General features: G+C 63.0%; 21 protein-coding genes and 1 pseudogene. 11 read left to right on the forward strand and 11 right to left on the reverse strand.

The window, feature by feature from the left end:
- Positions 1–439: 439 nt before the first annotated feature.
- The 6 genes from denD to GNZ13_RS31005 all read right to left on the reverse strand — a co-directional run bounded on the left by denD (position 440) and on the right by GNZ13_RS31005 (position 6073).
- A complete protein-coding gene (gene denD / locus GNZ13_RS30980; protein WP_172171683.1) occupies positions 440–1420 on the reverse strand; it encodes a D-erythronate dehydrogenase in 981 nt (326 codons plus the stop codon).
- Between the two features lie 17 nt (positions 1421–1437).
- Positions 1438–2226, reverse strand: coding sequence for a 2-oxo-tetronate isomerase (gene otnI, locus GNZ13_RS30985; RefSeq protein ID WP_172171685.1), 789 nt, complete (start codon positions 2224–2226; stop codon positions 1438–1440).
- A gap of 193 nt (positions 2227–2419) precedes the next feature.
- On the reverse strand, positions 2420–3082 hold the full coding sequence (gene otnC, locus GNZ13_RS30990) for a 3-oxo-tetronate 4-phosphate decarboxylase (RefSeq protein ID WP_172171687.1): 663 nt from the start codon (positions 3080–3082) through the stop codon (positions 2420–2422).
- Positions 3079–4389, reverse strand: a complete 1311-nt coding sequence (gene otnK, locus GNZ13_RS30995) for a 3-oxo-tetronate kinase (protein ID WP_172171689.1) — start codon at positions 4387–4389, stop codon at positions 3079–3081. Before otnK ends, otnC begins: the two co-directional genes overlap by 4 nt.
- A gap of 14 nt (positions 4390–4403) precedes the next feature.
- Positions 4404–5294: an L-threonate dehydrogenase gene (gene ltnD / locus GNZ13_RS31000; RefSeq protein ID WP_172171691.1), complete on the reverse strand. Its 891-nt coding sequence runs from the start codon at positions 5292–5294 to the stop codon at positions 4404–4406.
- Between the two features lie 74 nt (positions 5295–5368).
- Positions 5369–6073: a FadR/GntR family transcriptional regulator gene (locus GNZ13_RS31005; RefSeq protein ID WP_172171693.1), complete on the reverse strand. Its 705-nt coding sequence runs from the start codon at positions 6071–6073 to the stop codon at positions 5369–5371.
- 206 nt (positions 6074–6279) lie between these two features.
- On the opposite strand from GNZ13_RS31005, the gene GNZ13_RS31010 reads away from it, so the two are divergent.
- Positions 6280–7104: an IclR family transcriptional regulator gene (locus tag GNZ13_RS31010; protein WP_172171695.1), complete on the forward strand. Its 825-nt coding sequence runs from the start codon at positions 6280–6282 to the stop codon at positions 7102–7104.
- A gap of 34 nt (positions 7105–7138) precedes the next feature.
- Here the strand turns inward: GNZ13_RS31010 and GNZ13_RS31015 are convergent, their stop codons facing one another.
- Complete coding sequence (locus tag GNZ13_RS31015) at positions 7139–8329, reverse strand: M20 aminoacylase family protein (RefSeq protein WP_172171697.1); 1191 nt, start codon at positions 8327–8329, stop codon at positions 7139–7141.
- Positions 8330–8459: 130 nt separating this feature from the next.
- Here GNZ13_RS31015 and GNZ13_RS31020 point away from each other — a divergent pair, with 130 nt between their 5' ends.
- On the forward strand, positions 8460–9368 hold the full coding sequence (locus GNZ13_RS31020; protein WP_172171699.1) for a LysR family transcriptional regulator: 909 nt from the start codon (positions 8460–8462) through the stop codon (positions 9366–9368).
- A 6-nt stretch (positions 9369–9374) separates the two neighbouring features.
- Here GNZ13_RS31020 and phnN read toward each other — a convergent pair whose 3' ends face one another.
- From phnN to phnF, 3 genes are read right to left on the reverse strand one after another with little or no spacing between them, the layout of a single operon-like run.
- Positions 9375–9956, reverse strand: a complete 582-nt coding sequence (gene phnN / locus GNZ13_RS31025) for a phosphonate metabolism protein/1,5-bisphosphokinase (PRPP-forming) PhnN (RefSeq protein ID WP_172171701.1) — start codon at positions 9954–9956, stop codon at positions 9375–9377.
- Between the two features lie 2 nt (positions 9957–9958).
- Positions 9959–10681, reverse strand: coding sequence for a DUF1045 domain-containing protein (locus GNZ13_RS31030; protein WP_172171703.1), 723 nt, complete (start codon positions 10679–10681; stop codon positions 9959–9961).
- Positions 10678–11436: a phosphonate metabolism transcriptional regulator PhnF gene (phnF, locus tag GNZ13_RS31035; protein WP_172171705.1), complete on the reverse strand. Its 759-nt coding sequence runs from the start codon at positions 11434–11436 to the stop codon at positions 10678–10680. Before phnF ends, GNZ13_RS31030 begins: the two co-directional genes overlap by 4 nt.
- Before the next feature lie 181 nt (positions 11437–11617).
- Between phnF and phnG the strand changes: the two genes are divergently transcribed.
- The 7 genes from phnG to GNZ13_RS31070 all read left to right on the forward strand — a co-directional run bounded on the left by phnG (position 11618) and on the right by GNZ13_RS31070 (position 17585).
- Positions 11618–12103: a phosphonate C-P lyase system protein PhnG gene (gene phnG, locus GNZ13_RS31040; protein WP_172171707.1), complete on the forward strand. Its 486-nt coding sequence runs from the start codon at positions 11618–11620 to the stop codon at positions 12101–12103.
- Positions 12103–12726, forward strand: a complete 624-nt coding sequence (gene phnH, locus GNZ13_RS31045; protein WP_172171709.1) for a phosphonate C-P lyase system protein PhnH — start codon at positions 12103–12105, stop codon at positions 12724–12726. The genes phnG and phnH overlap by 1 nt, the downstream gene beginning before the upstream one ends.
- Positions 12726–13877 (forward strand): carbon-phosphorus lyase complex subunit PhnI, encoded by a 1152-nt coding sequence (locus GNZ13_RS31050; protein ID WP_172171711.1) that lies wholly within the window; start codon positions 12726–12728, stop codon positions 13875–13877. The genes phnH and GNZ13_RS31050 overlap by 1 nt, the downstream gene beginning before the upstream one ends.
- A complete protein-coding gene (locus GNZ13_RS31055) occupies positions 13874–14797 on the forward strand; it encodes an alpha-D-ribose 1-methylphosphonate 5-phosphate C-P-lyase PhnJ (protein WP_172171713.1) in 924 nt (307 codons plus the stop codon). Before GNZ13_RS31050 ends, GNZ13_RS31055 begins: the two co-directional genes overlap by 4 nt.
- A complete protein-coding gene (gene phnK, locus GNZ13_RS31060; RefSeq protein WP_172171715.1) occupies positions 14794–15564 on the forward strand; it encodes a phosphonate C-P lyase system protein PhnK in 771 nt (256 codons plus the stop codon). The genes GNZ13_RS31055 and phnK overlap by 4 nt, the downstream gene beginning before the upstream one ends.
- 8 nt (positions 15565–15572) lie before the next feature.
- On the forward strand, positions 15573–16340 hold the full coding sequence (gene phnL / locus GNZ13_RS31065) for a phosphonate C-P lyase system protein PhnL (protein WP_172171717.1): 768 nt from the start codon (positions 15573–15575) through the stop codon (positions 16338–16340).
- A gap of 111 nt (positions 16341–16451) precedes the next feature.
- On the forward strand, positions 16452–17585 hold the full coding sequence (locus GNZ13_RS31070; protein WP_172171719.1) for an alpha-D-ribose 1-methylphosphonate 5-triphosphate diphosphatase: 1134 nt from the start codon (positions 16452–16454) through the stop codon (positions 17583–17585).
- Positions 17586–17594: 9 nt separating this feature from the next.
- On the opposite strand, the gene GNZ13_RS31075 is transcribed toward GNZ13_RS31070, so the two are convergent.
- The gene (locus tag GNZ13_RS31075; RefSeq protein ID WP_172171721.1) at positions 17595–17885 is read right to left on the reverse strand and encodes a hypothetical protein; all 291 of its coding nucleotides are present in this window, start codon (positions 17883–17885) and stop codon (positions 17595–17597) included.
- Between the two features lie 135 nt (positions 17886–18020).
- Between GNZ13_RS31075 and GNZ13_RS54420 the strand changes: the two are divergent.
- Both GNZ13_RS54420 and GNZ13_RS31080 read left to right on the forward strand, forming a co-directional pair.
- Positions 18021–18218 (forward strand): annotated as a pseudogene (locus tag GNZ13_RS54420) (glycosyltransferase family 2 protein); the annotation flags it as partial.
- A 36-nt stretch (positions 18219–18254) separates the two neighbouring features.
- A complete protein-coding gene (locus GNZ13_RS31080) occupies positions 18255–18749 on the forward strand; it encodes a hypothetical protein (RefSeq protein ID WP_236002267.1) in 495 nt (164 codons plus the stop codon).
- Positions 18750–18751: the final 2 nt, after the last annotated feature.

Raw genomic sequence — 18751 nt, forward strand, 5'->3', positions numbered from 1 at the left:
CGTGCGCTGCGCCGCTAGCGGATATCCGATAGTCGCGCGGGCCGCTTGCGTCTCGCGCGAGCCCGATGCCATGCAGCGTCGACCTCGCCGAGCACAATGGGAAACGGCCGCGTGGCAGCCGTTACTTCAGATCAGCTTAGCGCAGGACGGTGAACAAGGGGCCTGGAATTGCGGCCATTTGTTCTTTATACGAACACACGGTCATATATCGAACAACTAGACACGATAATAGGCGTGTGGCCGAAACCATGTCAAGCGAAGCCAGCCCCGGACCAGGGAATACGCGCAGGCCGGCAGCCCTACTGCAATGGATATGCAAAAGATCTGAAGATTGGCGCGCTCGTGCCGGCAAAAGTGCGCTTACGCCTGCCAGCACGAGGCATTGGACCATTCTGCTGTCCGCAGTGCCCTTGAAACACCAACCTTGGCACGCGCGCTATTAGCGGATCTGAATACCTTCGTCGGCGATATAGCTGCGAATCACATCGGCGAAGCTGCGGTCGCCGCTCAACCCGAGCCGTTCGGCACGCGAGGAATCCCACTGCCCCGGCCAGCTGCCGACAATCTTCTCCACCCGGGCATCCGGCGCCCACACGATTCGCCTTGTCGTATCTTCGCCCGCCACCTCGCGTAGCGCCGCCACCATCTCGTCGACGCTCACGGAAATCCCCGGCAAATTCAGCACACGCTGGTTGCCGAGCGCAACGGCATCGAGCTCGAGTCCGGCGATCAGGCTTTCGATCGCCTTGCGCGGCGACAGCAGCCACACGCGCGTCGTGCCCGCTACCGGGCACACCGCAGTTTCGCCGTTCAGCGGCTCGCGAATGATGCCGCTTGCGAACGACGACGCTGCCGCATTCGGCTTGCCCGGCCGCACGCTAATGGTGGGCAGCCGCAACACCCGGCCGTCGACGAAACCCCGCCGCGTGTAATCGTTGAGCAACAACTCCGCGATCGCCTTCTGCGCGCCGTACGACGATTGCGGATTCAGCGCCGTGTCGTTCTGCACGACCTCGGGCAGATCGCCGCCATACACGGCCACCGAACTCGTGAACACCACTCGCGGTGCGTGCCCGCGCTGCCGGCAGGTTTCAAGCAGCAAGCGCGACGCGTCCAGATTGATGCGCATGCCGAGGTCGAAATCCGCCTCGGCCTGTCCGCTCACGATCGCGGCAAGATGGAAGATCGCCGCGGTCCTGTCGTCGATCACGCTCTCGAGCACGTTGCGCTCGGCGATGTCGCCCACTTCCGTACGCACGCGGCTGTCGCCGAAATCGCTTCCGCGCATCACGTCGAGCAGCACCAGTTCGGTAATCGCTTGTGGCTTGCCGTGCTCATCTTTCACTGCACCGCGCGCCAACAGTTCGCGCGCGAGACGCTGACCAAGAAAACCCGCACCGCCGGTAATCAGTACTTTCATGATGTGCTTGGTCCTTATTAGCGGGCGGTGGTCAGGTACGGCTTGAGCCAGCCGAGCCCTGCCGATGTACCGGCCCGCGGCCGGTATTCGCAACCGATGTAGCCGTCATAGCCCAGCGTGTCGATCAGATCGAACAGATACGGGTAGTTCACTTCGCCGATATCGGGTTCATGGCGTTCCGGCACGCCCGCGACCTGAATGTGGCCGATGCCAGTCATATCGCGTTTGAGCTTCACAGCAAGGTCGCCTTCGACGATCTGACAGTGATAGCAGTCGAATTGCACCTTGAGATTCGGCGCGCCCACTTCCGCGCAAATCGCCTGCGCGTCGTCCTGGCGGTTTAGAAAGAAGCCTGGCATGTCGCGCGTATTGATCGGCTCGATCACGACGGTGATGCCCTCCTCTTGCGCGGCCTTGGCAGCATAGGCGAGATTCTTCAGATACACCTCGCGATGCTTCGCCCGCGGCTGATCCGTGCCGATCAAGCCGGCCATGACATGCAGCTTGCGATTGCCGAGCACCCGCGTGTAATCGAGCGCGGTTTCGATGCTGCGGCGAAATTCGTCTTCACGGCCCGGCAGCGAAGCAATGCCGCGTTCGCCCGCGGCCCAGTCGCCGGGTGGCGCGTTGAAGAGCGCCTGGGTCAAATCGTTTGCTTCGAGCCGTGCCTTGATTTCTCCGGCACGAAAATCGTAGGGAAACAGAAACTCGACTGCCTTGAAGCCGTCTTTTGCCGCAGCGGCGAAACGGTCGAGGAACGCGTGCTCGTTGTACATCATGGTCAGGTTGGCGGCGAAGCGAAGCATGGCGGCAACTCCTTGGAAACGGTTTGGTTCAGCGCGGAAGCATCCAATGGACGCAAGCTCCGGCGGAACGATTTCGATCGCGCAATGGGATGGCGTCGCCTCATTGAGCCACGTCGCCATTGCGTCGATCACCTGCATGTCAGTCCCTATCTGCCAGCGTGGCAGCGCCACCTGGCTTTGCTTTTATCGGCGTCTACCAGCGCGCGCAGAACACCCTCCGAAGTTCTTCGAGCGCCGCATCGTCGAGTGGCGCGGGCCGCGGGTTCGTCATCAGCCACAGCCGCGCGGTCTCTTCGAGTTCTTCAAGCACATACGACGCATGCGCTACTGAGCGCTCCCACACCACCGGACCGAGGCGTTCGAGCAAAACCGCGCGGACAGTGTCTGCGAGTGCGGCGATCTGTTCGGCCACTTGCGGGTCGCCGGGTCGTTTGTAACGAATCAGGGGGACGTGGCCCACTTTCATCACGTAGTACGGGGTGATCGGCGGTAAAACATCGTTGTCGTGCCATACGCCGGCGAGCGTCAATGCAACCAGATGCGTCGAATGCGTGTGGACGATGCCGCGCGCCTCGCCGTTGCGTGCATAGATGCCCCGATGCAGCGCCAGCGTTTTCGATGGCTTGCCGCCGGACACCGCATTGCCGTCCACATCGACCTTGGCGATATCGGCCGGATCGAGCCGGCCGAGGCAGGCGTCGGTCGGCGTGATCAGCCAGCCGTCGTCGAGGCGCGCGCTGATGTTCCCCGCGCTGCCCACCGTATAGCCGCGTTGATAGAGACTCGCACCGGTCACGCAGATTTCTTCGCGGATTCGTGCTTCGTTCGTCGTGTGAAATGCAGGCGTGCCGGTCATTGCGCGGCTCCATCGAGGTGACGCAGTGCCTTTTCGAAAAAGTCGACCGTGCCGAAATTGCCGGATTTCAATGCGAGCGCAAGCGGCTCGGCGTCCGTCGTTGCGGTGGCGGGCACGCCCGGATCGATTTGCGCGCCGATCCGCAACGTGCTCACGTCGAGCGCCTGCACCACGGCGCCCGAGGTTTCACCGCCCGCCACCACGAACTTGCGCACGCCGCGCTCGCGCAAACCGCGTGCGATCGACGCCAACGTGGATTCGACCAGGTGTCCCGCTTCGTTGACGCCAAGCTCGCGTTGCACCGCTTTGACTTCGTCGGGCGTGGCGGTGGCGTAGATCAGCATGGGTTCGGCTTTATCCAGGTATGGTTGTGAAAAGGCCAGCGCCTGCTCGACCACCGGTTCGCCACGCGCCGCTGCTAGCGGATCGATACGGAACGCGGGCCGTGTTTCGCGCCAGGCCGCCACTTGCGCGTTGGTCGCTTTCGAGGCACTGCCGGCCAGCACCGCCGACAATCCTTCGATGCGCGGCAATTGCGCGGCATCGTTGCCTTCCGCAAGCAAACTGGCGCGACGAAAGTTGGCGGGCAGGCCCAGCGCAATACCGGAGCCGCCCGTAATCAGCGTGAGATCGGCACATGCCTCGCCGAGTACGTAGAGATCCGCATCCGATACGGCATCGGCGATCGCCATTCGCACGCCGTCGCGGCGTAGTGCATCGAACGATTCGCGTACGGGCGACACGCCTTTCGCCACTGTGTCGTAACGCACCAGGCCAACCTTCGATCCGGTCTGCCGTTGGAGCACGCGCACGAGATTCGCATCGCGCATCGGCGTCAGTGGATGGTTTTCCATGCCTGATTCGTTCAGCAACGTATCGCCGACAAACAGATAACCGCGATAGATCGTGCGGCCGTTTTCAGGAAACGCCGGGCAGGCAATCGTGAAAGCCGTTGCGCCAACCTCAGCGGACAATGCGTCGAGCAAGGCATCCGCGACCGGGCCGATATTACCGGCGTCGGTCGAATCGAACGTCGAACAGTATTTGAAAAAGAACTGGCGGCATCCTTGCGCGCGCAACCAGTCGAGCGCGGCGAGCGATTGCGCGACCGCGTCGGCGGCGGGAATCGTGCGTGATTTCAGCGCGACGACCAATGCATCGGCTTCGACGACATCGTTCGACGCGGGCACGCCGATGGTCTGCACCGTGCGCATGCCGCCGCGCACCAGCATGTTGGCGAGGTCGGTGGCGCCGGTGAAATCGTCGGCGATGCAGCCTATCAGCGCGCGTCTGGACGACGTGGTCATGGCAGCCTCCGCGCTTACTTCGCCGCCGGCAAGTGAATGCCGGGGAAAATCTTGATCACCGCGGCATCGTCCTCGCCGCCATGCCCCGCGGTCGACGCCATCATGAACATCTGATGCGCCGCCGCCGACAAGGGCAAGGGAAATTTCGAGCCACGCGCGGTATCGAGTACCAGGCCGAGATCCTTCACGAAAATATCGACTGCCGAGAGCGGCGTGTAATCGCCGCTCAGAATATGTGGCACGCGGTTCTCGAACATCCACGAATTGCCCGCGCTATGCGTGATGACCTCATACAGCGCATCAGGATCGACGCCTTCGCGCAAACCGAGCGCCATCGCCTCGGCGGCCACGGCGATATGCACGCCTGCCAGCAACTGATTGATGATCTTCACCTTCGAACCCGCACCGTGCGCCGGGCCCAGCCGATAGACCTTGCCCGCCATCGCGGCGAGCACGTCCTCGCACGCGGCGTAGGTGGTGTCCGGGCCGGACGTCATCATCGTCATTTCGCCGGACGCGGCACGCGCCGCGCCGCCGGACACCGGCGCGTCGAGCATCTGCAAACCGGCCGCTTCGATGCGCTTGCCGAGTTCGATCGCGAAGTCCGGCGCCACGGTTGCGCTCGCAATCACCACGCAACCGGGTTTCATCGCGGCGACCGCGCCTTCTGCGCCGAATAGCACCGTTTCGGTTTGGGCGGCATTCACGACCAGCGTGACGACCACCTCGCATTGCGCGCCAAGCTCGGCAGGCGATGCACAGCCGATACCGCCTGCCGCAACGAACGCTTGCAGGATCTCGCTGCGCAGATCGCACGCGTGGACCCGAAAGCCCGCGCGCAGCAGCGAGCGCGCGACACCCATGCCCATCGCCCCGAGACCGATAACGCCGACATTTCTGGACATGCCTGACCTCTTACCTTGATTAGCTGTATGCGCCCCGGCCCGGCCCAATCGAGGCCGGCCCGGCTCAGTTCAACTCAGCAAATACCCGCTTCCGCGAGCCGCCGTGCCGCGTTGTTCATATGGGTGCTCGCCGCGTTACGCGCCGCCATCGGATCGCCTGCCCGGATCGCCGCGACGATAGCCACGTGCTCTTCGCGCACCTGACGTGAGAAATCATCGCGTAGCGCTTCGTTGCGGCGAGTGACCAGGGTGCCGGCTTCGAGGTACTGATTCAGGAAGGTGAGCGTCTTGAGGAAATACGGATTGCCGGTGGCCGCGGCGATTGCGCGGTGGAAAGCAACATCTTCGGCGACGCCGTTCTCGCCTTCGGCCACCGCTTCGTCGATCCTGGCGAGGGCCGCGTCGATCGACATCATGTCCGCGTCGCTGCGGCGCATGGCGGCTTCCGAGGCAACTTCCGCTTCAATCGCCCGCCGCAGCGCGAGGATTTGCAGCACCGAGCCCGCTTCAACCGCCTCTGCGTAGTCGATGCGCAGCGGCCGGATCGCGCCATGCGCGGCGATGAACACGCCGCTCCCCTGGCGCGGCTCGACCACGCCTTCATTCTTCAACCGCGAAATCGCCTCGCGGATCACCGTGCGGCTCACGCCGAACTGCTGCGCCAGCACCGCCTCGGTCGGCAGCTTGCCGCCTCGCGCGAAGGTGCCTTTGTCGATCTGCTTGAGCAACTGCTGGGCGACGGTATCGCTCAGCGCGCGGGCAGGAATCTTGTCGAACACGGATGTCCCGATGGATCATGTTGTCGGGTCATCATACAAATTTGAGACTTCGACGGCATCCATGCAAACCCTGAGGTTTTTGAGCAAAAGCGGGCAAAGTTGGCGAAACAGAAGGCTTAAGCTATCGTCACGCCTTTGCACAGCATCGCCCCAGCTGAACCGCGCGAGCGCTGCGCGCCCTTCTTCGAACGCATCTTTCAAGGTCCATGAGCAAAGCCCTGCCGCCGTCTTCTGCTGTTCCCGTCAGCGCCGAACCGGCTTCGGACAAACCGGGCGACTCGTATGTGCAGTCGTTCGCGCGAGGCCTCTCGGTGATCCGTGCGTTCAATGCCGCCCGCCCCGAACAGACGCTCACCGACGTCGCCGCCGCCACGGGCCTGACACGCGCCGGCGCACGCCGCATCCTGCTGACCCTGCAGACGCTCGGCTACGTGGAGGCCGAAGGCCGCCTGTTCCGCCTCACGCCGAAGATTCTCGACCTCGGTTTCGCGTATCTGACCTCGATGCCGTTCTGGAATCTCGCCGAACCGGTGATGGAAAGTCTGTCGGCGCAGGTTCACGAGAGTTGCTCGGCGGCCGTGCTCGACCGCACCGAGATCGTCTACGTGCTGCGCGTGCCGACTCACAAAATCATGACGATCAACCTGTCGATCGGCAGCCGCTTGCCGGCGTATTGCACGTCGATGGGCCGTGTCCTGCTGGCCGCGCTCGACGACGAAACGCTCGACGCGACCCTGAGTTCGACCCCGCTCTACGCGCACACGCCGCGCACGGTGACCGACAAGGACGAGCTGAAAAAGCTGATCGCGCAGGTGCGCCGCCAGGGATGGGCAATCGTCGACCAGGAGCTGGAAGGCGGTCTGATCTCATTGTCCGCGCCGATTCGCAACCGCCAGGGGCGCGTGATCGCGGCGATGAATATCAGCGGCAACGCTCAGCGCAATTCGGCCAAGCAGATGGTAAAGGCGTTTCTGGAGCCGTTGCAGCAGGCCGCGCAGACGGTCTCGGAGATGGTGGCGCGGCGCGGGTGAGTGATAGGTGAGGCATTGGCCTCTCATTGCCCCCTCATAGCCCCAGATACCGCTCCACCAGTCGCGTCCAGAATGCCGCGCCGACCGGCAGATTGCGATCGTTGAAGTCGTAATGGGGGTTGTGCACCATGCAGCCGTCTTCGCCCGCACCGTTACCGATCCGCAGGAACGTGCCGGGCCGTTTCTGCAGCATGAAGGCGAAGTCTTCGCTGCCCATCAGGATGTCGGTCTGCTCGACCACTTTGTCGTCGCCGACCAGTTCGCGCGCCACTTGCACTGCGAAATCCGTTTCGGCATCCGAATTGATCACCACCGGATAGCCTTCGATGTACTCCACCACCGCCTTGCCGCCATAGCTCGCGGCCTGGCTTTCGGCGAGTTCAGTAATGCGCTTTTTCAACAATGCGCGCACTTCGGGGCTGAACGAACGCACGCTCAATTCCAGCTTCGCGCTGCCGGAAATCACGTTGTTCGCAGTGCCCGCATGCATCGAGCCGACCGTCACCACCGCCGGCTGCGACGGGTCGACGTTACGCGCGACGATCGTCTGCAACGCCATCACGATGCTCGCCGCCACCACGACCGGATCGACCGTCAGATGCGGACGCGCCGCATGACCGCCGACGCCTTCGATCGTGATGATCGCCTTGTCGCCCGCCGACATGAATGGCCCTTTGCGGAACAGCATCACCCCAGGTTCCTCGCCCGGATGGTTGTGCAGACCGAACACGGCGTCGCACGGAAAGCGCTCGAACAGGCCGTCATTGATCATCTTCATCGCACCGCTGTCGATGCCGCTTTCTTCGGCCGGCTGGAAGTACAGATGCACGGTGCCCGAGAAATTGCGCGTGGCGGCAAGGCGTTGCGCGGCGCCGAGCAACATCGTCGTGTGGCCGTCGTGGCCGCATGCGTGCATCTTGCCGTACGTGCCGCTCGCATACGGCAGACCGGTTTGTTCGATGATCGGCAGCGCGTCCATGTCGGCGCGAATGCCGATACTGCGCGTGCCGTTGCCCACCTTCAGCGTACCCACCACACCAGTTTGACCGACGCCGCGCGTGACCTGCCAGCCCCATTGTTCGAGCTTCTCAGCCACCAGTGCGCCGGTTTGCACTTCCTCGTAGGCCAGTTCCGGGTGGTGATGGATGTGATGGCGGATCTCGCGCAAGCTTTCGGCGGCAGGCACCAGGTCAGACACTTCAGTAAAACGCACGGCTTCGCTCATCAATCGCTCCTGGGAAAATCACGCCGCGTCACGCGGCAAATAGGCAAGCACTATAGCCACGCCTTTTTGTTCGAATAAGATGCTGTTTTTTTCACCCTGATTAACAAGCTTTATATACGGAATTACCCTTATGAAGCTGCAACAGTTGCAAGCGTTCGTCGCGGCCGCCCATCACCGCAGCCTGCGCGCTGCCGCGCGCGAGCTCGGCGTGACGCAACCGGCCGTCACGCATACGATCCGCGAGTTGGAGAGCGCGCTGAATGCCGAGTTGATGGTGCGCAGCGTCCGCGGCATCGAGTTGACCGAGTGCGGGCTTGCGCTGTTGCCGCGTGCGGAACAGTTGCTGGGCGATATGCGCCGCACTGTCGAAGCGGTCGAACAGGTGAAGGGGGAACTGGCCGGCAAGGTGAGCGTGGGCACGATGCCGTCGATCGCGTTGACTGCCCTGCCGCATGCGGTTTCGAAGTTTCGCCGGGCGATGCCGCTGGTGAATCTGCATCTGGAAGAAGTCACGATCCCGGATGCCGTCGCGCGTTTGCGTAACGGCGCGCTCGATATCGCGGCGATCCATCATGTGCAGGCACTCGACAGCGATCTGGTGCAGGCGCCGCTCTACTCGACGCAGTTCGTCGTCGCGATGCGCGCCGGGCATCCGCTGGCGAACGTCACGCGTCTGCATGAATTACTCGACGCGGAGTGGATCGTGACGGTGGGCGCGGATCACTTTCCGCATAGCGTGATGATGGCGATGTTCAACGCGCACGGCTTGCCGGTGCCGAAGCGGCTGGTGCGGGCGCCGTCGTCGTTCGCGGTGACGCTCGGGCTGGTGTCGCAAACGGATGTGATCGGCTGCTTTACGCGGCCGCTCGCGCAAATGGTCGCGCCACTGGGCATACGTGTCGCGCAAATCGAAGAGGCGCTGCCGAATTACGATCTCAGCATCATTTCGCGCCGTGATCTGTTGCCTACGCCGGCGGTGCTGCAGTTTGTGTCGTGTCTGCAGGAAGCGACCAGGGAGCGGATGGCGGTGGCTGAGTAGTCGAGCTTATCGAACGCTGCGAACGCCGCGAACGTCAGGAACGTCTGCTTCCGCCTGCAAAAAAGCAATCAACGCATGCCCCGCGTCTTCCAGCGCCCCGGAGTTATCGATCGTCGTGCACCGAAGCCCCTCCGGCAGCGAAAACGGCGCCCGTCGTGCGAGCCTGGCCGCGACCTGCTCCGCCGACTCACGCGCCCGCGCGCCGAGCCGTGCTTCGAGAATATGCGGCGCTGCGTCCACATGCACGACTTCCGTGTGCGGATAACGCGCCAACGTATGCTGCAAATGCTGACGCGACCCGTTGACGACAACCGTGCAACCGCGCGCGAGCCATGCATCGAGTTCGATACCGATGCCATAACGCAGCGAGTGGCTCGACCATTCGAGCGCAAACAAACCGAGCACCGATCGCGCCGCGAATTCTTCGACGCTCAACGCAACATGCTCTTCACCGTTGCCGCTCGGCCGCGTGATGTAGCGATGCGCAAACAGAATCGGCTCGCCCATCAGGCGGCGGCGCGCAAAACTCAGCAATGAATCCTTGCCCGCGCCGGACGGCCCCATCACATAGATCAAACGACTTGCCATTGTTATTTCACCTCCCGGGTCTGAAACGACACGCGCTGCCACAAGACAAACGGCTCGCCGGGCGCGGGTTCGACAAAGAGCGCCGCGTGATCGAGAGCGAGCGGTCCGAGCGCGGGCGTTTTCGCCTGCCACCATGCAACCAGCGTCGCGCGCTCATCGGCATCGGCGAGCGAACTGGACAGCGTCATGTGAAAACGGAATTCGTCGAAGACGTACGGATAACCCCATTCGATCAGCAATGCACGTTGCCGTTCGCTCAACGGGGCTGCGAGACGGCGTGCGACATCGGAGGCGGACGGCTTGGCGCGTAATGGGTCGAGCGTTTGCAGCGCACTGGATGCAACGTGACGAATTTGCGCTTCGCCATCCGGATCAGCAGGACGTAGTGCGACGAAATCGCCGAGCGTCGCGGCTTCGACCGGTAGCGCGAACGGACTTTGCGTGCCGGCCCATGCGCGCGTCGTTTCCAGCAGATCTTGCTGGGTAACGCCTTCAGCAAGACTAAACGGCGCGACCAGCGTGCCGTGCCAACCATAGCGTCGCGGTGCTTCGGTTAGATCGGCCAACGGACGCGCCAAGTCTTCCGGTTGCGGCGACACACATCGGTCGCCGCTTTCCGCATCACGCCCCAACCACGCCGAACCCGCCTGCCACCACGCCGACTCGCGCGACGGCGCGTAATACACCGCGAAACGTGCCCCGGCGCCCCATGCCGCGCCGCTCATACTTCGTGCTCCACCAGCAACTGCACACGGTCCGCAGCAAAATGCGTAAACCCGTATTTAATCGGCGTGCCTTCCAGATCGACGTCGACGTTTTCGACCCACAACACCGGCTGCTGCCGGTTGATATTCAAACGCCGCGCCACTTCCGGCTCAGGCAAGACGCTGCCGATACGGCTCCACTTGCGCAAATAATCGGGCACGCCCAATTCAGCCATGGACTTTGTGATGCTGCCGGTGCGCTCCAACACCTCCGGCAAGTTCGCAAAACGCGCGGCCGGATACCAGTTGCGCGCGAACGTGAGCGGCACGCCATCCGATTCATGCAGCGTCTCGATCCGGTAGACCGGCGCGCCCGCCCGCAGGCTGAGCGCCTTCGCGACATTCGGCTCGGCCTTCACGCGCGCGGCCGACAACATCGTGCCTGCCGCCGCATGATGCTGCTGGCGCAAGTTTTCTGTAAACCGCGTGCGCCGGCCAATCGTATAGTCGATCGCGCCGGGTTGCACGAACGTGCCGCGTCCCTGCTCGACGCTGACGAGGCCCAATGCGGCAAGACCGAGCATGGCGCGACGCACGGTATGCCGGTTCACGTCGAAGCGCTTGGCCAGTTCGCCCTCGCTCGGCAAGCGGCCTTCTTCGCCGAAGCCGCTCGCAGCAATTTCTGCGGCCAGAATCTGCTCGATCTGCCGCCACACGGCAACGCCCGCGCCGCGTTCGAGCAGCGTGCCCGGCGTCGCGTTGTCGTTCGATGTCATGGTGCTGTCATTCCCTTGGGTTCAAATATTTGCTATGCCATGCATTGTAGTGCGCAAGCCGTGATGGAAATATGAAATGGCGGCCATGCGCGACAACGCCGGACAAGCATACCCCTAAACGTCTAGACGTTTAGATGAATAGATGGTCAAATGTCCACTCGCTGGATCAACAGGAATTTCGATGAGTGCCACTTCCGCCTCGCCTTCCTCCGCCATGCGGCGCGCATGGATGGCCGTGCTAGCCCGCACGCCGCGCGCCGATCTCGAAACCGCACTGGATCGCGCGCTGCAAGGCGTCCCGCCCCCCGCTTACGACTGGCTGCGGCCACCCGAAATCGGCCTCGCGATGGTGCGCGGACGGGTCGGCGGCAGCGGCGACCCGTTCAATCTCGGCGAAGCCACCGTCACGCGCGCCACGTTGCGTTTGCGCGCCACGGGTGACACAACGGCGGCCGTCGGCGTTGCGTGTCATCTGGGCCGCGACCGCCGCCGCGCCGAACTGGCGGCGCTGGCCGATGCGCTGCTGCAAATGCCCGAGCATCACGCTGCCTTGCATCAGCAATTGATCGAGCCGTTTGCCGCACAGCAAGCCGCTGAACGCGCCGAGCGCAGACAGGACGCCGCAGCCACGCGCGTCGAATTCTTCACGATGGTCCGGGGCGACTGATGGAAAACTCACAGATTGCATTGTCCACTTCATTGGCTACATTGACGCCCGGTTTCGCAGACCCGGTCCACGACACCCAGGCGGTATTCCGTACGTTGCTCGACGCGCTGTCGCGTCCCGGCACGGTGGGCGTCGTTGAAAACGGTTTGCCGGAGGTGCGGGAGACTCGCGCCGCGCTCGCTGCATTCGCCGCATTGCTGACGTTGTGCGACTACGCCACGCCCGTATGGCTCGCACAAGCCGATACGGCGCTGGCGTCGGCACTGCGTTTTCATACGGGCGCGCCGCTCGTCGACGAACCGGGACTTGCCGCGTTCGCCTATATCCACGACGCAAGCGCAATGCCGGCACTGGAAAGCTTTCCGCTCGGCGAAGCGGAATCGCCTGAGCGCTCGGTGACGTTGCTGATCCGCGTCGAAGCACTGACGGGTGGCACGCCGGTCGTGCTGAGCGGCCCCGGCATTCAGCACACCACAACGATCGCGCCGGTCGGTCTGCCCGAGAACTTCTGGCGCGAACGCGCCGCCCTCGCGCCGCTCTTTCCGTGCGGCATCGATTGTTATCTCGTCTGCGGCAGCTCGTTGATCGGCCTGCCGCGCACAACTCAAGCGAAGGTGAACTGATGTACGTTGCCGTCAAGGGTGGAGAACGCGCGATCGAAGCGTCGTGGCGTCTGCTCGACAAGGCGCGCCGCGGCGATACGCGGCTGGCCGAACTCAGCGTCGCGCAGATTCGCGAGCAATTACGCCTCGCCGTCGCGCGAGTGATGACCGAAGGTTCGGTCTACGACGAAGAACTCGCCGCGCTCGCGATCAAACAGGCCGCGGGCGATCTGGTCGAAGCGATCTTTCTGTTGCGTGCGTATCGCACCACGTTGCCGCGTTTCGGTTATACGCAGGCGATCGACACGGAAGCCATGCAAGTGGAGCGCCGCATTTCGGCAACGTTCAAGGACGTGCCCGGCGGGCAGTTGCTCGGCGCGACTTACGATTACACGCAGCGTCTGCTGGATTTCGCGTTGCTCGCCGAAGGCGATGCCGGAACCGATGCGGCCGCAACCAAATCTTCCGATCATGCCGCGCAGTCCGCAGCAGAGGCCATGCCACGCGTGGTCACGCTGCTCGACAAGGAAGGCCTAATCGAACAGGAACGCCCTACGCCGGAAGCGCCGGAACCCGGCGACCTCTCGCGTGAGCCGCTCGCCTTTCCCGCGAGCCGCGCCACGCGTTTGCAAAATCTCGCTCGCGGCGACGAAGGCTTCCTGCTCGCCATGGGCTACGCCACGCAACGCGGCTATGCGCATTCGCATCCATTTGCCGGCGAGATCCGCTTCGGCACGATCGCCGTCGAAATGGAACTCGACGAGTTGGGTGAGGCGGTCGAAATCGGCGACATCGACGTCACCGAATGCCAGATGATCAACCAGTTCGCCGGCAGCGGCGACGTGCCGCCTGCTTTCACGCAAGGCTATGGCCTCGCGTTCGGACACTCGGAGCGCAAAGCGATGGCGATGGCACTGGTGGATCGCGCGTTGCGCGCCGAGGAACTCGGTGAAACGCTCGGCTCGCCGACGCAGGACATCGAATTCATGCTCTCGCATAGCGATAACGTCGAAGCATCCGGCTTCGTTCAGCATTTGAAACTGCCTCACTACGTCGACTTCCAGTCCGAGCTCGAACTCGTAAGACGCCTGCGCGCGCAACACGGCACGACGGGTAAAACCCAGAGCAACGATCAAAGCAAGGACCACGATCAGCAGGAGCAAGCCGCATGAACGCGCCGGACACCTGCCTCACCACCGCTTCATACGACAGTGCCGCCCACGGCTACAACTTCGCCTACCTCGACGAGCAGACCAAGCGCATGCTGCGCCGCGCGCTGCTCAAGGCGGTCGCCGTGCCGGGCTATCAGGTGCCGTTCGGCTCGCGGGAAATGCCCTTGCCATACGGCTGGGGCACGGGCGGCATTCAGGTGACCGCGGCGATCATCGGCAAGAGCGATACGCTGAAGGTCATCGATCAGGGCTCCGACGAAACCACCAACGCGGTCAACATCCGCCGCTTCTTCGCGCGCACCACGGGCGTCGCGACCACGCGCCGCGCGACCGAAGCGACGATCATCCAGACACGTCATCGGATTCCCGAAGCGCCGCTCACCAATAAGCAGATTCTGGTCTATCAGGTGCCGATGCCCGAACCGTTATTTCGCCTTGAGCCGCGCGTCGCCGAATGCAAGAAGTTGCACGCACTAGCCGATTACGGGTTGATCAGTGTGAAGCTGTACGAGGACATCGTCCATCACGGCAGCATCGCCACCACGTACGATTACCCGGTGATGGTCAACCACCGCTATCTGAGTTCGCCCTCGCCGATTCCGAAGTTCGACAACCCGAAGATGCATATGAATCCCGCGCTGCAATTGTTCGGCGCCGGCCGCGAGCGGCGCATTTACGCCATACCGCCGTACACCGCCGTGCGCAGTCTCGACTTCGACGATCATCCGTTCGAGGTGCAGAAGTGGCAGCACGCGTGTGCGCTGTGCGGATCGACGGAAAGCTTCCTCGACGAAATGATAGTGGACGACGCCGGCAAGCGCATGTTCGTTTGCTCGGATAGCGACTACTGCCATGAACGCCGCGGCGATCAGGATCTCGAGCTGCCGTCATACGAAGCGCGCAAAGGAGAAACCGCATGACGCCGCTGTTGAGCGCCCGTTCGCTCACCAAACAATTTGGCGGCCGCAACGGCTGCAGGAACGTCAGCTTCGATCTTTATCCGGGCGAGGTGCTGTGCATCGTCGGCGAATCCGGCTCGGGCAAGACTACGCTGCTCAATGCACTCGCCCTGAAAACCGAAGCCGATAGCGGCTCGCTCCACTACACGGCCACGCATGGCGAAAAGCTCGATCTGTTCGCCTTGTCCGAACCGCGCCAGCGTCTGTTGATGCGCACCGAGTGGGGTTTCGTGCAGCAGAATCCGCGCGATGGCCTGCGCAGCGGCGTCTCCGCCGGCGCGAATATCGGCGAGCCATTGATGGCGGTCGGGGCCCGCCACTATGGCGATATTCGCCGCACGGCAACGCAGTGGATGGAGCGCGTCGAACTCGACGCCACACGCATCGACGAATTTCCGGCCGCGTTTTCCGGCGGCATGCAGCAGCGTTTGCAGATCGCGCGTAATCTCGTCACCGGTCCACGCCTCGTCTTCATGGACGAGCCGACCGCCGGTCTCGACGTATCGGTGCAGGCACGCCTGCTCGATCTGCTGCGCACGCTGACGTCCACACTGCATCTGTCGGTGCTGATCGTGACGCACGATATCGGCGTGGCGCGCCTGCTTGCGCATCGCTTGATGGTCATGCAAGGCGGCGAAGTGGTCGAGGCCGGTCTGACGGACCAGGTGCTCGACGATCCGCAGCATCCGTACACGCAAACGCTGGTTTCCTCGGTTCTGCCGGTTTGAGGCTCACAATGCGATCCATTGAAACAAGCAAGGAATCACAGGCCGCTGAACGCGCGTTCAGCGAGAACAACGCACTGATGCTGCGCGCGGTCGGCATCGGCAAGACTTTCACGCTGCACGGCCAGGGCGGCGTGCAGATCGAAGCGCTCGCGGATGTGTCGCTCAATGTCGAACGCGGCGAGTGTGTCGTACTGGTCGGGCCTTCAGGCGCTGGCAAGAGTACGCTGCTGCGCTGTCTGTACGGCAATTACTTGGCCAGTACGGGCTCCATTGCGATTCGCGACGCGGCGGCGAATGACGGGCCGCCGGTGTCGATCACCGGCGCCGAGCCGCATGATGTGCTGCGCCTGCGCCGCGGGGTGGTCGGCTACGTCAGCCAGTTTCTGCGCGTGATTCCGCGCGTGCCGACGCTTACGCTCGTCGCCGAACCGCTGCTGTCACGCGGTGTCGCGGAAGACGAAGCCCGCGCGCGTGCTGCTGCCCTGCTGGCGAGATTGAACGTGCCCGAGCGACTGTGGTCGCTCGCGCCCGCCACCTTCTCCGGCGGCGAACAACAGCGCGTGAACATCGCCCGCGGTTTGATCGCCGGGCATCCGCTGCTGCTGCTCGACGAACCCACCGCCTCGCTCGACGCGGAGAACCGCGACGTGGTCGCCGATCTGATCGTCGAAGCACGCGAGCGTGGCGCGGCGATCGTCGGCATCTTTCACGACGAAGATACCCGCAGCAAAGTGGCCACGCGCCGTTTTGAACTCCAGCCGCCGCTACGTCACTAACTGACACGAACCGGCACTAAACTGAACCACTGAGTTGAAACATTGAGTCGAAGCACTTAATCGAAGCACTGCGGCGCAACACTCAATCAAGACAGACTACGGAGCAAGTCGATGTTGATCAGGAACGCTCGCATCGTGACGCGAGACGAAGTATTTACCGGTGTGATACGCATTGAAGACGGCGTGATTCGCGACGTCGAGCGTGGCACGACCTCGGCGCGTGAAGCGGAAGATTGGAACGGCGACTATCTCTTGCCGGGACTGATCGAACTGCACACGGACAACCTCGAGAAACATCTGGCGCCGCGGCCGGGCGTGCAGTGGAATACGGATGCCGCCTTCGTGATCCACGACGCGCAAGTGGCGGCGGCCGGCATCACCACGGTGTTCGATGCCCTCGCGATCGGTTCGCGCTCGAACGTCGGGCTGCGCGGCCGCGATCTGCAAACGCAATGCGCCGAATCCCTCACGCGCTTCTCCGAGCGCAAGCTGCTGCGCGCCGAACACTTTCTGCATCTGCGCTGCGAAATCGCCACCGCCGACGTGGTCGAGGTGTTCGATTCGTTGTGCGCGCATCCATTGCTGCGGCTCGCCTCGGTGATGGATCACACGCCCGGCCAACGTCAATGGCACGACCGCGAACAATGGCGCCGCTTCCAGGAGCGCAACGGCAAGCTGACTGACGAACACGTAGCGACCGCGTTGACCGAACTGTCCATCGAGCAGGAACGTTACGCCGACGCGCACCGTCGCGAGATCGTCGCACGCTGCAACCGGCTCGGCATTCCGGTGGCAAGCCATGACGACACGCTGATCGAGCACGTCGAACAGGCCAAGGCCGAAGGCATCGTGCTGGCGGAATTTCCGACCACCCGCATCGCTGCCGAGGCGGCACGCGAGCACGGCATTTCGACCATCATGGGGGCGCCGAATATCGTGCGCGGCGGCTCCCATTCAGGCAACGTGTCGGCGCTCGAACTGGCGAAGGCCGACTTGCTCGATATCCTGTCCTCGGACTACGTTCCTTCCAGTTTGATGACCGCCGTATTCGAACTCGTCGGCAAGGCCGGCTGGACCCTGCCGCGCGCCATGGCGACGGTCTCCGCCGAACCCGCCCGCACGGCGGGCTTGCATGACCGCGGGGCGATCGAAGCGGGCTTGCGCGCGGACTTCGTGCGCGTCACGATGCTCGACACACTGCCGGTGCCACGCGCGACGTATCGCGCCGGAACGCGGATTGTCTGACGATGTTGTTCAGGCCTCGCTGGTTGCGGGCAACAGCGGTTCAACCGCGGCCCAGCGCGTCCAGCGGGGCGTCTGGTCAGGCGCTTCGACGCGCAGGGTGCGCGAGCCGTCCCCGAATACGAGAGATTCGATATTGCATGCGATCCCATCTTCAATGCCGGCTTCGCGCACGTGACCGGATTGGTAGGTGAAACTGAGATTGCCTTCCCGCAACAAGTCGAGATAGGTGTCGAAGTCAGTTGTTGATGAACGTGTAGCCCAACGATTCAGGAGGGTGGCGGCGATTTCGGCGTCGTACATTTTGTACCTCTCTGGGCATATATGCCGTATCCCGACTATAGCTGAAAAAGTAAGACTTGTGCTGCACCGCACCATTACCTGCTCACTACACCCCTTTCTATGACTGCTCGCGCTCTAAACCGTCATTTTCCGCGCATGTCTTGCGTGATCTGCGCCTATAACGAGGCACCTCGCATCGGCACGGTGCTCGCCGTGGCCTGCGCCCACCCTTTGCTCGGCGAGATCATCGTGGTGGACGACGGTTCAACCGACGGCACCGCTGAAATAGTCGAACGCTTCGCGTCCGTGCGGCTGATTCGATGCTCGGAGAACCGTGGCAAAAGCGCCGCTATGGCAGCCGGAATCGCCGCGGCAACAGGCGAGTTGCTCATGCTGCTCGATGCCGATCTGAAAGGGTTGACCGCCGAGTGCATCAGCGCGCTCGCCCTTCCCGTTTTGCAAGGCAAAGCGCAAGTCAGCCTGAGCCTGCGCCAGAACAGCCTGCTGGCGTTTCGCGCCATCGGTCTCGATTTCGTCTCCGGTGAACGGGTCGTCAGAAAAGCGCTGCTAAGCGAGGTCCTGCAGGAGGTTCACGGCTTGCCGCGCTTCGGGGTCGAAGTGTTCATGAACCGCCGCATCATCGAGCGCCGCCTGCCTATCGCGGTCACTCACTGGCCGCGCGTCACGCAGGCTCGCAAAACCGAAAAACTCGGCTACTGGAAAGGCTTGCGCGCGGAATGGCGCATGATCGCGGACCTCTTCAAGGCTGTTTATCCGCTTGCGCTGATTTCACAGACCTTTCAATTACTCTACTTACGCATCGACCACGGCCCACGGGCGAGTTTTGCGGCACGCATGAAAAAAGTGCCCGATAGTCCACGCTGATG

Origin of the sequence: Paraburkholderia elongata (genome assembly GCF_013177735.1) — a bacterium.
Classification (GTDB): Bacteria; Pseudomonadota; Gammaproteobacteria; order Burkholderiales; family Burkholderiaceae; genus Paraburkholderia; species Paraburkholderia elongata.

Bases quoted from the DNA above. Each gene is read 5' to 3' on its own strand.
- denD (WP_172171683.1), bottom strand. From the start codon at position 1,420: ATGAAAGTACTGATTACCGGCGGTGCGGGTTTTCTTGGTCAGCGTCTC.
- otnI (WP_172171685.1), bottom strand. From the start codon at position 2,226: ATGCTTCGCTTCGCCGCCAACCTGACCATGATGTACAACGAGCACGCG.
- otnC (WP_172171687.1), bottom strand. From the start codon at position 3,082: ATGACCGGCACGCCTGCATTTCACACGACGAACGAAGCACGAATCCGC.
- otnK (WP_172171689.1), bottom strand. From the start codon at position 4,389: ATGACCACGTCGTCCAGACGCGCGCTGATAGGCTGCATCGCCGACGAT.
- ltnD (WP_172171691.1), bottom strand. From the start codon at position 5,294: ATGTCCAGAAATGTCGGCGTTATCGGTCTCGGGGCGATGGGCATGGGT.
- GNZ13_RS31010 (WP_172171695.1), top strand. From the start codon at position 6,280: ATGAGCAAAGCCCTGCCGCCGTCTTCTGCTGTTCCCGTCAGCGCCGAA.
- GNZ13_RS31015 (WP_172171697.1), bottom strand. From the start codon at position 8,329: ATGAGCGAAGCCGTGCGTTTTACTGAAGTGTCTGACCTGGTGCCTGCC.
- GNZ13_RS31020 (WP_172171699.1), top strand. From the start codon at position 8,460: ATGAAGCTGCAACAGTTGCAAGCGTTCGTCGCGGCCGCCCATCACCGC.
- phnN (WP_172171701.1), bottom strand. From the start codon at position 9,956: ATGGCAAGTCGTTTGATCTATGTGATGGGGCCGTCCGGCGCGGGCAAG.
- GNZ13_RS31030 (WP_172171703.1), bottom strand. From the start codon at position 10,681: ATGAGCGGCGCGGCATGGGGCGCCGGGGCACGTTTCGCGGTGTATTAC.
- phnF (WP_172171705.1), bottom strand. From the start codon at position 11,436: ATGACATCGAACGACAACGCGACGCCGGGCACGCTGCTCGAACGCGGC.
- phnG (WP_172171707.1), top strand. From the start codon at position 11,618: ATGAGTGCCACTTCCGCCTCGCCTTCCTCCGCCATGCGGCGCGCATGG.
- phnH (WP_172171709.1), top strand. From the start codon at position 12,103: ATGGAAAACTCACAGATTGCATTGTCCACTTCATTGGCTACATTGACG.
- GNZ13_RS31050 (WP_172171711.1), top strand. From the start codon at position 12,726: ATGTACGTTGCCGTCAAGGGTGGAGAACGCGCGATCGAAGCGTCGTGG.
- GNZ13_RS31055 (WP_172171713.1), top strand. From the start codon at position 13,874: ATGAACGCGCCGGACACCTGCCTCACCACCGCTTCATACGACAGTGCC.
- phnK (WP_172171715.1), top strand. From the start codon at position 14,794: ATGACGCCGCTGTTGAGCGCCCGTTCGCTCACCAAACAATTTGGCGGC.
- phnL (WP_172171717.1), top strand. From the start codon at position 15,573: ATGCGATCCATTGAAACAAGCAAGGAATCACAGGCCGCTGAACGCGCG.
- GNZ13_RS31070 (WP_172171719.1), top strand. From the start codon at position 16,452: ATGTTGATCAGGAACGCTCGCATCGTGACGCGAGACGAAGTATTTACC.
- GNZ13_RS31075 (WP_172171721.1), bottom strand. From the start codon at position 17,885: ATGTACGACGCCGAAATCGCCGCCACCCTCCTGAATCGTTGGGCTACA.
- GNZ13_RS31080 (WP_236002267.1), top strand. From the start codon at position 18,255: ATGCTGCTCGATGCCGATCTGAAAGGGTTGACCGCCGAGTGCATCAGC.